Raw genomic sequence first — 13936 nt, 5'->3', positions numbered from 1 at the left:
TTAGGTCAAAGAAGTATGTTGTGATGTCTAGTTGCACAAGCTAGCTCTTCGGTAATATTCCATTAATCTTCGAAGTGGAAAGAGCGCCACTTCTTCAGCTGAATGGAGATATTCCCTTCAGAGCTGGGCAAGCTTGTTCCACATTTCAATAGTGTAAAGAAAAAATATTGACAAGTGATTATAAAGAATATATAATTTTCATTGTTGCCTTGAGGTGGTTTATTTATGAAATGGTCAGTGCACCAGTTGCAGAAATTAAGACATAAAGGTTTAAATTTAGATGAGACAATTGATGTAAGTCAAATAAAGGAACGTAATACTGATATTCGAGAGGTTGCTCCAATTCGAGTTACTGGACGAGTTGATTTTGGAACGAACCGATATACGTTTCATTTAACAATAACTGGATATTTAATTTTACCTTGTGTAAGAACATTAGTTGATGTAAAATATCCTTTGTCGATTACCACAACAGAAACATTTTTTACAACATCAGAATGGAAAAGTGAAGATGAGAATTTTCACATCCTAGAGGGTGACGTGTTAGACTTAACCCCAGTGATTGAGGAATGTATTTTAGCTGAGATTCCAATGCAGGTTTATGCAGAGGATATTGAGGGGAAAGAAACAGCTCCAACGTCAGGAACAGATTGGGAAGTTAGGGAACATGTCGAAGTAGAGCAAAAAATTGACCCTCGACTTGCTGGATTAGCAAAATTTTTTGACAAACAAGATAATTGAGAAGTACCGGATAACCGGCTTCATAACAAACACTCACTTTAAGGAGGTGGGATCAATGGCAGTACCTGCAAGAAGAACGTCCAAAACTGTAAAAAGAAAGCGTCGTACGCATTTTAAATTAGCGGTACCTGGAATGGTTGAATGCCCAAACTGTAGCGAATTAACATTAGCACACCGCGTATGTAAATCATGCGGACACTACAAAGGAAAACAAGTACTTAGCAAATAAGCTAGTCTTTGAATGAGCACATAGGAAACTATGTGCTTTTCCTTTTGCCTTTAAACCTCGTTTGTCTGTCTTTATACGATCAAATCCTCTAAAGTCATGCTTCCTCTTACCTCTGCCCATTTCAATTCCTGTATAGTATAATAAAAACTAATAGGAAACTAGGTAAAGAGAGAGGGATTCCAATGTCTGAAGTAATTACTTATCAAAGAGATGAAATAGATTATATATTTTTAAATAGGCCTAATTACGGGAATTGTATTGATGAAAATACTGTAGAAAAACTTTCTGAAATTATCCGGGAAATCCGAATGAAATCCCAAAGTAAACTAGTTGTTTTAACTGGGGAAGGTATGAAATATTTTTGTACCGGTGGGGATTTAAACACAATCTTAAAGTTTAAAAATAATTTAAGTGGATTGGAATCTTTTAATCTAAAAATGTGTGAATTGATATATCAAATAGCGATGTTACCTCAAATTACAATCTGTTTTATTAATGGTTATGCTTTAGGTGGTGGCTGCGAACTCGCTAGTGCATTCGATTTTAGATACGCGAGTCATAATGCAAAAATAGGATTTATTCAAGGTAGAATGGGAATCCCAACTTCATGGGGTGGAGGTACCATACTTCAAGAAAAAATGAGTCATCAAGATTGGATTACTTTACTATCATCCTCTAATATTTACACCGCATTTCAAGCTAAGAAGATCGGCTTTATACATGAACTATCAAAAGATTTAACAAGTTTACATAATGAAAGTTTTATAAGTTTAGCTCGAAGTATTCCAGCACAAATCCATCATCAAAATAAAAAAATACTTATTCGCAAATGGACCGAGCAAAATCTTAAGAGAAGAATGGAAGAAGAAGTTTTTTCAGCTATGCCACTTTGGTTTTCAGATGAACATATAAAAAATATCGAACAATTTACAAAAAAATTGGAAAAGTAATCTTCTACCTTCATTTTTTTGTGCATATGAATTAGTAAAATCTGCTTATTGCATAAGAAAATTGGAGGGGATTGCAAATGGTTGCAAATCGCCAGGATGCATGGACAAAAGATGAAGATAACTACTTAGCTGAAGTAGTTTTAAAAACCATAAATGAAGGGTCAACTCAATTAATGGCATTTAAAGTTGTAGCAAAGAACCTATCAAGGACAGCTGCTGCTTGTGGTTACAGATGGAATTCTTTTGTTAGAAAGTTCTATAAAGAAGAGATTGAAAAAGCAAAAAATAGTAGTAAAAAACAAGCTGTTCCTTCTAATGAAGTAGAACCAACGCGTGATTTGGAAACAATTACGAATCAGACTCATGAAGATGCTACAACAGAAAAAGGTCATTCCGAAATAACTTTTGAGTCAGTATATAAATTCCTTGAATATTTGAGATTAAAAGTTGATGCCGGTGGACGAATTAAAGATATACAATCTCTAGAAAAAAAGCTATTGAAATATAAGCAAGAAAACGAACAATTGAAAATTGAAAAGCAACAACTAGTTGAAAAACTAAATGAGCTGCAAAATGAATATGAACATTTATTTGATTTTCTAGATCAAAAACGAAAAATTGTAAATGTTAGTTCTAAAAATGACACGAAGGTAAAATAAAAAGAAAAAACTCAACATCTCCAAAAGGGGTGTTGAGTTTTTTGTCTTTATTTATTTTCAGGTTTCCAAATGACGAATTCAGAATCTGCCTCAATGAAACGTTGCTTTTTCCAAAATTCATTTGAATTTGCTCTTGGTATAGTTTTAATTGTTTTCTTAAAGGATTTAGCGAAATTTACTAATTCTTTTCCGTACCCATTCTTTTGATAATAAGGTAGAACTTCCATCTTATTTATTTCAATTATTTCTTCATTATTTTCACTATGTGTATATAAACTCATTCGGGCAATAAGTGCCTTGCCTAAATATATACCATAGAAAGGAGATTGAAACTCGTTGTCAATTAAATTTGATTCAAGATCTTCAAGCATTGATAGCTCTTGTAAACCGTAACCGGAAAATTGCTGAAATTGTTCAAGTGTTTTAAAATTTATTTGTAAACGTTCTATCTTGATGTTCAAAAAAGCTCCCCCTTAAAAAGAATGTAAATTTTTAATATTTTAAATATAATTATATCGTACAATTAAATTTAAAAAAAGATAGATTAGGTGTAAATTTATTATCAAAAAGATAATAATGGAAAAATAATTTTTCGAATGGAGAAATCAATGAAAATAGGAATAATTGGTGGTGGTGCCGTCGGTCTTCTTACAGCATCGTATTTGTATCAAAATAAACATAATGTTACATTGTTTACGAGAACAGAAGAACAGGCAGATCTTATAAATAACTTAGGTGTTATACTTTCAGTAGATGAAAAAACGAAACAAATGTGTATAACAGCAAAAAAATTATTACCTAAAATAAACACGTTCGATCTCTTAATTGTTTGTGTTAAGCAATATCATTTAAATGAAATCGTAAACACGTTAAATCAATATGAGGGGGAGAATATATTATTTCTCCAAAATGGAATGTCTCATATTGAAATCGTTAAAAATTTACCAATTTCAAATTGCTTTATAGGAATAGTTGAACATGGTGCATTAAAAACTTCTCCAAATGAAATAACACATACAGGTAAAGGTATTATTCGAATTGGACAAATAAAAGGGGAAATAGATGCACTAAATCATTTATCGAGTCTACATACAGTTGAGTTTCCAATCAAAAGCCAAGATGATTGGGAATATATAATAAAACAAAAGTGTTTAATAAATTGTATTATTAACCCCTTAACGTCTATATTGAACGTTCGAAATGGTGAATTAATCACTAATGAGTATTTTAAACCAATTTGTAAATTATTATTTAATGAGGTTGCAACGATCCTAGATTTAAATAACCAAAGTGAGTGGGATAAAGTAGTAGAAATATGTGAGAAAACTAAAGAGAACTACTCATCAATGAATCGAGATTTATTTCACGGTAGACAAACAGAAATTGAAAGTATGCTAGGATTTGTTAAAAAATTGGCAATTAATAAAAATATAAATGTACCGACAATTGAACTTGTGTACAATAGTATAAAAGGACTTGAGAAGAAAAAGGGGTAATTCTTTTTGGAAAAATTTTTCATTTTCTTTATTTCGCTATTAATTGAATTTCCGATTTTTTCTACAATATTTATCTATATGTTTTTAAAATTATTTTTTAAAAATAACAAGCGTAAACTTTTGCTTTTTACGTTAGATTTATCTACAATTCTATATATTAGTTCATTTTATTTTGTATTAAATATGATTTTTCCAACTGCAACAGGTTGGATATTAATTAATTTATTATTGGTTATCTTATTTATTAGTATTATTCTTCAATGGAAAGCAAAAAGAGATATTCGGTTTACTAAGCTACTAAAAGGTTTTTGGAGAATGTCATGTATTCTGTTTATTATTCTTCATTGTATTACTGTATTGGCTGGTTTAGTTTTAAAAATAACTGAGTATAATGCCTAATTGAAGAGCGAGAGAGGAAGTTCGTAATGCAAATTAGTACAGTCCATTTAGACGGGCAAAATAAATTGCTTAATGATTTTGTAAATGGAAATGAAGTAATTTCTTCTTTCTTTGGTGAAAATCCATTAGTAAAGGAAGAAATGGAATATAGAATTAAAAATGTAATGGAACGTTCTTATAATCGCACAGGATTAGTTAATGCACTCGAGAAGTTTCATCATAAGCATCATGCAAGTAATGAATCACTAGAAAATGTGAAAAAATTACTTAATAAAGATTCATTTGTTGTAATTGGTGGACAACAAGCTGGCTTATTAACTGGCCCATTGTATTCCATAAATAAAATTATTTCAATTATTCAATTGGCAAAGAAATATGAAAAAGATCATGGTCTAACAGTTGTCCCGGTATTTTGGATTGCTGGTGAAGACCACGATATAGATGAAATAAACCATATTCATACAATTGAGAACAATACAGTGAAAAAACAGACCTTTTATCAAAAAACGACTTATTCTCATGCTGCTTCTAAAACAGAATTAGATCAACAGGAGATGAAAAAGTGGATTGATAAAATCGTTAAAACGTTTGATGAAACGAATTATTCGAAGGAATTACTTGAAGAACTATATTCGATGATTGAGCAATCTACTACTTACGTAGATTTTTTTGCGAAGATTATTTTTAAATTGTTCCAAAAAGAAGGACTTGTCTTAGTTGATGCCGATGATCCGAATGTCCGAGAGTTGGAGTCATCTTTGTTTAGTGAAATGGTTCAAAAGCAAGATATCGTAAGAGGGGTTTTAAAGGATACAAAAAGCAGGTTAATAAAATCTGGGTACCACGAAACACTTCAAATTTCGGAACAGAGCATTCATCTTTTTTACCATAGTAATGAAGGTAGACAGTTACTTGAAGTGTCTGAAAATGAAGAGGTTTTTCAAACGAAAAATAAAAATTATCAATTTTCTAAGCATGAGTTGATCAAAATAGCGAATGAACAGCCAGAGTTATTAAGTAATAATGTTGTTACTAGACCAGTCATGCAAGAGTATTTATTTCCTACATTAGCATTTGTCGGGGGCCCAGGTGAAATTGCTTATTGGGCGGAGCTAAAGGACATTTTTAATTTATTTGACCTTGAAATGCCACCTGTGTTTTTAAGACATATGTTTACTATTTTTGAAAGAAATATCGTATCAGCTTTAAAAGATTTTTCATTAGATATTAATGATGTACTGAAAACTTCATTAGAAGAAAAGAAGGTTGAATGGATTAAAAATCAAGTGAAACTAGACTATAAAGAAGTGTTTAGTCATGCAAAAAAATCTTTAGAAGAACTGCATAAACCTCTTCAAGATGTAACGAAAAAAGTTACACCTAATTTAAAGGATTTTTCTATTAAGAATTATATAAAGATAGAAGAACAAATTCTACTTTTAGAACGAAAAATAGAAGAATCAATTTTAAAGCAAAATGAAGAGCAGATCACAAAGTGGAATCGAATCATCTGTTCAATTTCTCCAAATGGGAGACCTCAAGAAAGAACACTAAATATTCTCTACTATATTAATAAATATGGTTTTGATTTTGTTCATGAACTTTGTGATTTAGAACTATCATGGGATTACGCTCATCAAATCGTAAAAATTTAAGCCTATAATCAAAAATATTGCTTTTATTAATATAGATAGTTGTTTTTTATAGGGAACAAACATTGAAATAAGCTGAATTTTATAATAAAAATGAAATCCTGCTGCACTGCTAGCAGGATTTTTTCGTTTTTTAAAGAATTTTTTAGAAAAGGTGGTAAGAAGTGGGGGAATGTGGTAAGTTTGTGTTAGAAAGTGGGGGAATAGGATGTTTATCGGTGAATATCAACATAATATCGATGTAAAAGGACGTCTTATTATACCTTCTAAATTTCGAGACAAGCTTGGTGAAAACTTCATTGTTACAAGAGGTTTGGATCAATGCTTATTTGGTTATTCAATGGCCGAATGGAGTTTAATTGAAGACAAACTGCGCACACTACCACTAACTAAAAAAGATGCGAGAGCATTTACCCGTTTTTTCTTCTCAGGGGCAATGGAATGTGAGATGGATAAGATGGGGAGAATTAATATAACACCTAACTTACGCAGTTATGCAAAATTAGAAAAAGAATGTGTAGTAGTTGGTGTTACAAATCGTATTGAGATTTGGGATTTATCAACTTGGAATACATATATGAATGAATCAGAAGAGTCATTTGGTGAGTTAGCCGAAAACTTAATCGGATTTGACTTTTAAAAATTAACAAATTGAAAGTAGTGAAAGCATCATGTTTGAACATATTACGGTTTTATTAAAAGAAACTGTTGATTCTTTAGATATTAAGGAAGACGGCATTTATGTAGATTGTACTCTTGGCGGTGGAGGTCATAGTGAATACTTACTATCTCAACTTTCATCTAAGGGCAAATTAATTGCTTTTGACCAAGATGAAACAGCAATAAGACATGCAAAAGAGCGATTGAATAAATATGAGAAACAATTAACAATTGTAAAAAGTAATTTTAAACATATAAAAGAAGAACTCCATAATTTAGGAATTTATGAAGTTGATGGCATCTTATTTGACTTAGGTGTTTCTTCGCCACAATTAGATGTAGCTGAACGCGGATTTAGTTTTCATCAAGACGCACCTCTTGATATGCGTATGAATCAAGAACAAACATTATCAGCATATGAAGTCGTAAATGACTGGCCATATGAGCAACTTGTGAAAATATTTTTCCGATATGGAGAAGAGAAATTCTCTAAACAAGTTGCTAGAAGGATTGAAGAGTTAAGAGCTAAGAAGCCGATTGAAACCACTTTTGAGTTAGTTGAAATCATTAAAGATGCAATACCTGCACCTGCAAGAAGAACAGGTGGACATCCTGCTAAAAGAATTTTTCAAGCAATTCGTATAGCTGTAAATGATGAACTAGGTGTATTTGAAGAAGCTCTAAAAGATGCAATTACGCTTATAAAACCAAAAGGAAGAATTAGTGTAATAACATTCCATTCATTAGAGGATCGTATTTGTAAAACGATTTTTAAAGAAGCTAGTTCGCTTCCACCGTTACCACCAGGTTTACCAATTATTCCAGATGAGTTTAAACCTAAGTTAAAACTAGTGACAAGAAAGCCGCTTTTACCAACAGATGAAGAAGTCGAATTTAATAAACGAGCAAGATCTGCAAAGCTAAGGGTTGCAGAAAAATTATAAGGAGGGAAAATAATGAGTAATTTGGCTAGAAAGCTACAACAAACACAAGTTACTGATTTACAACAAAGACCTTCTAACAAGAAAAAACATAAGAAAGTATCAAAAATTACACCTTTTGAAAAAATACTTTACTTAGTATTTCTTTTTGCATGCTTCTTTATGGGGACAAAAATCATTAAAACCCAAGCGGAAATATATGATACAAACTTAAAAATTCAAAATGTGAAAAATGAAATTGCAAATGGAAAACAGCGTAACTCTGAGCTGAAAATGAAGATTGATGAATTAAGCACATATGAGAGAATATGGCAAAAAGCAAAAGAGTTAGGTTTAAATATTGATAGTAATAACGTAAAGTTTACCGACACTAGCAAGTAGGAGATTATGATATGAGTAAGAAAAAAAATAAATACACAAATTATGGTATTCGTTGGTTTTTTATTGCTACTTTAGTCTTTTTTATCTCCCTTGTTGCTAGACTTTCTTATATTCAATTATCAAACACAGTAGAAGGTAAAAATTTAAAAGTATATGCTGATGAGAATTACAATACATCTCAAAAAATTCCTGCTAAAAGAGGAACAATATATGACTCAAATGGGGTTCCACTAGCGGAAGAGGTGACAGCATACACTGTTTCGGCCGTTCTAGATCCAAGTGCATCAAAAAACTCTAAAGTGAAAAGACATGTCGTAGACAAAGAAAAAACCGCAAGTGAATTAGCACCAATTTTAGGTATTGATGAATCGGATCTTTTAGCGAAATTAGGTAAACCAAAATATCAAGTTGAATTAGGACCAGGTGGAAGAAATATTTCTCAAAGCAAAAAAGAACAAATTGAGAAATTAAAGCTACCTGGTATTGTTTTTACTCCTTCACAGCAACGTTATTATCCAAATGGTGTTTTTGCATCCCATACTTTGGGTTACACAAATATAAATGATAATGGCGAATTAATTGGAGAAATGGGATTAGAAAAATCATTAAATACTGAGTTAACTGAACAGGATGGTAAAAGAAGCTTTTTACGTGATCGAAAAGGCAATATATTACCATATGTAAATGAAAAGGTTATTCCTCCGCACAACGGTGATGATGTGTATTTAACAATAGATACAAAGATTCAAAGTTTACTAGAAGACGCAATGACGAGCGTTGAAAAAAAATATGAGCCAGAAAAAATTATGGCAATCGTTTCTGACCCAAAAACAGGTAAAATCCTTGCGATGAGTAATCGTCCTAGCTTCAATCCGAATCTTCATGACATTACAAACTATACGAATGACCCGATTTCATATGCATTTGAAGCAGGTTCTACGATGAAAATATTCACTTTAGGTGCTGCAATGAATGAAGGAGTTTATAATGGAAATGAATATTTCCAATCAGGTCGATATAAAGTACCAGGTGGAGGCACTGTCCATGACGTAAATCGAAACGGATGGGGATCAATTACTTTTGATGAGGGGATTCAAAGGTCTTCAAACGTAGGAATTTCGATTCTACTTAATGAAAAAATAGGTGCAGATCGATTTTTACAATATTATAAAAACTTTGGATTTACACAAAAAACTAATATTAATCTTCCAGGTGAATCAAGTGGTAAATTAGTATTTAATTATCCACTTGAAAAAACTACAACTGCTTTTGGACAAGGATCTACAGTAACTGGAGTTCAAATTATCCAAGCTGCAAGTGCTATTGCTAACAATGGGAAAATGATGAAGCCTTATCTTGTTGACAAAATTGTCGAGCATGATACGAATAAAGTTATTAAAGACTATAAATCTCAGGTTGCTGGTAATCCAATTACAGAAGAAACAGCAAAAAGAGAGAGAGCGTTATTAGAAACAGTTATTACTGCGCCACACGGAACAGGGCATAACTATGCGATTGAAGGCTACTCAGTAGCAGGTAAAACTGGTACTGCCCAAGTTGTTGACGATCACGGGAAATATCTTAAAGGACGTGGTCAAAATCTATTTTCATTTATCGGTATGGCACCAGCAGATAATCCTAAATTGGTTGTTTATGTAGCAATGCTTCGTCCAAAACTTGAAGCGACTGAAATCGGTTCAGACGGTGTTTCTGAAATATTTAGAACTGTGACTAAAGGCGCATTAGAGTATATGAAGGTTGAGCCAGTTGAAAATGCAAAGGTAGATAAATTAATCGATAAAGAAAGTATTGAGATTCCGAATTTGAAAGGTCTAACCTTAGATGAAGCAAAATCTTTAGCTGTATCTGAAGGATTGAAACCAGTATTATTAGGTAATGGGTTAGAAGTTACTGGACAATCAATTAAGTCCAAAACTCAAGTTGTTAGAGGTACTAAAATCTATCTCAAGACAAATGGTACAAATACGATGCCGTCAATCGTTGGTTGGTCAAAATCGGATGTTAATCGTTTAGGTAAATTATTTAAGCTGAAAATCTCTTCAAAAGGATCTGGTTTCGTAACGAGTCAGAGTATTAAAGAGGATTCAGAGCTACGGGATAATGATTATTTAACAATTGAATTAGCGAAACCGAATGGATCTACCAAAGAAAATACTGATGTAAAAGATGGCACTGATGTAAATGGAGATGGGCAAGAGTAAAAAGGTTGAAGTAAGAATCAATTAAATAAAAATTATAATAGGCCTTCCTAGGACAATACAAAGCTAGGAGGTCTATTGTAATTGGTACAAGCATATATTGAAACGAACATAATGTAGAGGAGTGTTCGTTTCGATGCGAGTATCTAATGTAACAGTTCGAAAACGATTATTTTTTGTATTCATTGGTGGTTTATTGATTTTTTCTATTATTGCAACAAGGCTTGGTTATGTACAATTTGCGATGGGTGATCTTTTAACTGAGCGAGCGAAAAACTCGTGGAGTCGAGACATTCCATTTGAACCGAAGCGTGGTGAAATTTTAGATCGTAATGGTGTTGCTCTTGCTACTAATAAAAGTGCTCCATCTGTATTAGTCGTTCCTAGGCAAATTAAAGATCCTAAAGCAGCGACTGAGAAACTTGCCCCAATTTTAAAAATCTCCGAAGTAAAACTTTATAAGATTTTAACGAAAAGATCTAGTATGGAACACATTCGTACAGAAGGTATTAAAATTACAAATGAGAAAGCTAAACAAATCCGAGATCTTAACATAGCTGGTGTTTACATAGCAGAGGATTCTAAAAGATATTATCCATTTGGTGACTATCTTTCTCATGTTTTAGGTTTTGCAGGAATTGATAATCAAGGTTTAAATGGATTAGAACTTTATTATGACAAGCAATTAAGTGGTGAAAAAGGTAGTGTACAATTTTATTCTGACGCTAAGGGACAAAGAATGCCCAATATTGCAGACGACTATATTCCGCCGATTAATGGTTTAAACTTAAAATTAACTGTAGATTCGCGTATACAAACAATTCTTGAACGAGAAATGAATAATGCGACAGCTCAATATAATCCTGATTCAATGATTGGAATTGCGATGAATCCGAATACGGGAGAAATACTGGCAATGAGTAGTCGTCCAAGCTTCAATCCTACTAATTTTAAAAATGTTTCTCCTGAAGTATATAATCGAAATTTACCTGTTTGGTCAAATTATGAGCCAGGTTCAACCTTTAAGATTATCACACTCGCAGCAGCATTAAATGAAGGGTTAGTAGATTTGAATAAAGACACTTTTTATGATGATGGGGCTGCTGAAGTAGCTGGAGCTCGTTTGCGTTGTCATAAAAGAGGTGGACATGGCTCCCAGACATTCTTAGAGGTAGTTCAAAATTCATGTAATCCAGGATTTGTAGAATTAGGTAATCGCTTAGGAGAAGATCGTCTATTTAAATATATTCGTAATTTTGGTTTCGGCCAAAAAACAGGAATTGATTTACAAGGTGAAGGCTCAGGAATTTTATTCAGTATGGATCGAGTCGGTCCAGTTGAAGCAGCAACAACTGCTTTTGGTCAAGGTGTATCAGTTACACCAATTCAGCAAGTTGCAGCAGTATCAGCTGCTATTAATGGGGGAATTCTTTACCAACCTTATATCGCTAAAGAGTTTGTAGATCCGGTTACAAACGAAGTAGTAAGTCGTAAAACACCAATATCAAAAAGACGAGTGATCTCTCCTGATACATCTAAAAAGGTACGATTAGCTCTAGAAAGTGTTGTTGCACAAGGTACTGGTAAAGGTGCATTTGTGGAAGGGTATCGTGTTGGAGGTAAAACTGGAACAGCTCAAAAAGTTAAAGATGGACGATATGATGATAGTAGCTTTATCGTTTCGTTTGTAGGCTTTGCACCGGCAGACAATCCTCAAATAGTGGTATATATTGCAGTTGATAATCCAAAAGGCACTGTTCAATTTGGGGGAGTTGTAGCTGCCCCAATAGTAGGGAATATTATTCGTGATAGTATGCAAGTTTTAGGCGTACCACCAAGAAAAAATCAAATCCCAAAAAAATTCGTATATGGTGATACACCAACATATGAAGTACCAAATTTAATTGGTTTGGAGAAAAAAGATTTGCAACCTTTGCTAGATACTTTTACTATTGAATATAGTGGCAGTGGAAATATTGTCGTTGACCAAGCACCAAAAGCAGGTGTTAAACTAAAAGAAGGTTCTAAAATTAGAATTTATTTAGGAACGAAAGAAGAAACTAAATCTAAGACTAAAGATAAAAAATGATTTAGTGTAAACGAAAGGAATTACTATGAAACTTTATACTTTACTATCAAGATTAAAGCCTTTAGTGAATCTTCCAGTTGAAAATCCGGAAATCACTGGGGTTGAAATGGATTCAAGAAATGTAAAACCAGGTTATTTATTTATCTGTATCGAGGGGTATACAGTTGATGGCCACAAGTACGTAAATCAAGCGATTGAAAACGGCGCAGTAGCAATACTTGCACAAAAACCAATTGAATCGAATGTTCCAGTAGCTTATGTGAAAGACACAAATCGTTCGATGGCTGTTATTGGTAATGCCTTTTATGAAAACCCAACTCACAAACTAAATCTAGTTGGTATTACTGGTACGAATGGTAAGACCACAACTTCATATATTATTGAAGAGATTGTTAAACACAATAAGAAAAAAACTGGTGTTATTGGCACAATTGGAATGAAAATTGGAGAAGAGATTTTTGAAACAAAAAATACAACTCCTGATAGTTTAACTTTACAATCAATGTTTGCAAAAATGGTTGATGCAAATGTGGATACTGCAGTTATGGAAGTTTCTTCACATGCATTACATTTAGGGCGTGTTCATGGTTGTGAATATGATATTGCTGTTTTTACAAATCTATCACAAGATCACTTAGATTATCATGGAACGATGGAAGAATATAAAAAAGCTAAAGGTATATTATTCTCTCAATTAGGTAATAGCTTCTCAACGCAAAAACCTAAATTTGCAATCCTAAATAATGATGATCCTGCTTCTGATGAATATATGAAGTTTACGCAAGCTAATTTAATTACTTATGGTTTAAGTCAAGAAGCTGACTTGTTTGCTGATGAAATTGAATTAACGAATGCTGGTACTAGATTCACTTTACATTTCTTAAATAAACAATATGTTGTAGTAATGAATCTAATTGGAACATTTAACGTATATAATGTGTTAGCTGCAATCGGTGCAGGAATCGCATTAAATATCGAAATGGAGACAATCCTAGACGCTGTAGCAACAATTGAAGGTGTACCAGGACGTTTCCAAGCAGTTAATGCTGGTCAAGATTTTACAGTTATTGTAGACTATGCCCATACACCAGATAGTTTAGAAAATGTATTAAATACTGTTAAGCAATTTGCAAAAAATGATATATTTACTGTTGTTGGTTGTGGTGGAGATCGTGATCGAACAAAACGTCCACTAATGGGTAAGATTGCAGCGGATCTTTCAACTAAAGCGATCTTTACATCTGATAACCCAAGAACAGAAGACCCAACCTTAATTTTAGAAGACATGAAACGCGGATTAGAGCATAATAATATTACGGTAATAGAAGATCGTAAAAAAGCTATAACATTTGCGATTCAAAATGCAAAAAAACATGATATTATTGTTATTGCAGGTAAAGGTCATGAGACATATCAGATTGTAGGAACGAATGTTTCACATTTTGATGATGTTGAAGAAGCTAAAGAAGCTATTTTGCAAAGAAGAGGATAATATCCTCTTCTTTGTAATGTGAAAAATT

General features: G+C 32.7%; 14 protein-coding genes. 13 read left to right on the top strand and 1 reads right to left on the bottom strand.

Translation table 11 applies throughout. The annotated features are described in order from the left end of the window. Positions 1-225 precede the first annotated feature (225 nt). From ACFWM3_RS05665 to ACFWM3_RS05650, 4 genes are all read left to right on the top strand, one after another. Positions 226-741 (top strand): YceD family protein, encoded by a 516-nt coding sequence (locus ACFWM3_RS05665; RefSeq protein WP_056471131.1) that lies wholly within the window; start codon positions 226-228, stop codon positions 739-741. Between the two features lie 55 nt (positions 742-796). Continuing rightward, positions 797-970, top strand: a complete 174-nt coding sequence (gene rpmF / locus ACFWM3_RS05660) for a 50S ribosomal protein L32 (protein ID WP_025672195.1) — start codon at positions 797-799, stop codon at positions 968-970. A gap of 182 nt (positions 971-1152) precedes the next feature. After that, positions 1153-1920 carry an enoyl-CoA hydratase/isomerase family protein gene (locus ACFWM3_RS05655; RefSeq protein WP_056471129.1) on the top strand — a complete coding sequence of 256 codons (768 nt, stop codon included), beginning with the start codon at positions 1153-1155 and terminating at the stop codon, positions 1918-1920. Between the two features lie 77 nt (positions 1921-1997). After that, positions 1998-2579, top strand: a complete 582-nt coding sequence (locus ACFWM3_RS05650; RefSeq protein WP_390310634.1) for an RsfA family transcriptional regulator — start codon at positions 1998-2000, stop codon at positions 2577-2579. A gap of 47 nt (positions 2580-2626) precedes the next feature. Here the strand turns inward: ACFWM3_RS05650 and ACFWM3_RS05645 are convergent, their stop codons facing one another. Continuing rightward, on the bottom strand, positions 2627-3040 hold the full coding sequence (locus ACFWM3_RS05645; protein WP_056471123.1) for a GNAT family N-acetyltransferase: 414 nt from the start codon (positions 3038-3040) through the stop codon (positions 2627-2629). A 147-nt stretch (positions 3041-3187) separates the two neighbouring features. Between ACFWM3_RS05645 and ACFWM3_RS05640 the strand changes: the two genes are divergently transcribed. From ACFWM3_RS05640 to ACFWM3_RS05600, 9 genes are all read left to right on the top strand, one after another. Next, the gene (locus ACFWM3_RS05640; RefSeq protein ID WP_390310633.1) at positions 3188-4075 is read left to right on the top strand and encodes a 2-dehydropantoate 2-reductase; all 888 of its coding nucleotides are present in this window, start codon (positions 3188-3190) and stop codon (positions 4073-4075) included. Positions 4076-4081: 6 nt separating this feature from the next. Further along, positions 4082-4474, top strand: a complete 393-nt coding sequence (locus ACFWM3_RS05635) for a DUF3397 family protein (protein ID WP_056471117.1) — start codon at positions 4082-4084, stop codon at positions 4472-4474. Positions 4475-4500: 26 nt separating this feature from the next. Beyond that, positions 4501-6129, top strand: a complete 1629-nt coding sequence (gene bshC, locus ACFWM3_RS05630) for a bacillithiol biosynthesis cysteine-adding enzyme BshC (RefSeq protein WP_056471115.1) — start codon at positions 4501-4503, stop codon at positions 6127-6129. Positions 6130-6334: 205 nt separating this feature from the next. Continuing rightward, entirely contained in the window at positions 6335-6766 is a 432-nt protein-coding gene (gene mraZ / locus ACFWM3_RS05625; protein ID WP_056471113.1) for a division/cell wall cluster transcriptional repressor MraZ, read from the top strand. Positions 6767-6797: 31 nt separating this feature from the next. Continuing rightward, positions 6798-7730 (top strand): 16S rRNA (cytosine(1402)-N(4))-methyltransferase RsmH, encoded by a 933-nt coding sequence (rsmH, locus tag ACFWM3_RS05620; protein WP_390310632.1) that lies wholly within the window; start codon positions 6798-6800, stop codon positions 7728-7730. A gap of 12 nt (positions 7731-7742) precedes the next feature. Beyond that, the gene (ftsL, locus tag ACFWM3_RS05615; protein ID WP_390310630.1) at positions 7743-8108 is read left to right on the top strand and encodes a cell division protein FtsL; all 366 of its coding nucleotides are present in this window, start codon (positions 7743-7745) and stop codon (positions 8106-8108) included. Positions 8109-8119: 11 nt separating this feature from the next. Beyond that, positions 8120-10330 carry a penicillin-binding protein gene (locus ACFWM3_RS05610; protein WP_390310628.1) on the top strand — a complete coding sequence of 737 codons (2211 nt, stop codon included), beginning with the start codon at positions 8120-8122 and terminating at the stop codon, positions 10328-10330. A gap of 133 nt (positions 10331-10463) precedes the next feature. Beyond that, positions 10464-12416 carry a stage V sporulation protein D gene (locus ACFWM3_RS05605; protein WP_056471103.1) on the top strand — a complete coding sequence of 651 codons (1953 nt, stop codon included), beginning with the start codon at positions 10464-10466 and terminating at the stop codon, positions 12414-12416. A 25-nt stretch (positions 12417-12441) separates the two neighbouring features. After that, a complete protein-coding gene (locus tag ACFWM3_RS05600; protein ID WP_390310627.1) occupies positions 12442-13908 on the top strand; it encodes a UDP-N-acetylmuramoyl-L-alanyl-D-glutamate--2,6-diaminopimelate ligase in 1467 nt (488 codons plus the stop codon). Positions 13909-13936: the final 28 nt, after the last annotated feature.

The organism is Gottfriedia sp. NPDC058432, assembly GCF_042721555.1.
GTDB lineage: Bacteria > Bacillota > Bacilli > Bacillales > Bacillaceae_G > Gottfriedia.
The sequence above is the reverse complement of the archived record's forward strand: the minus strand, read 5'-3'. Positions and strand labels throughout refer to the sequence as shown.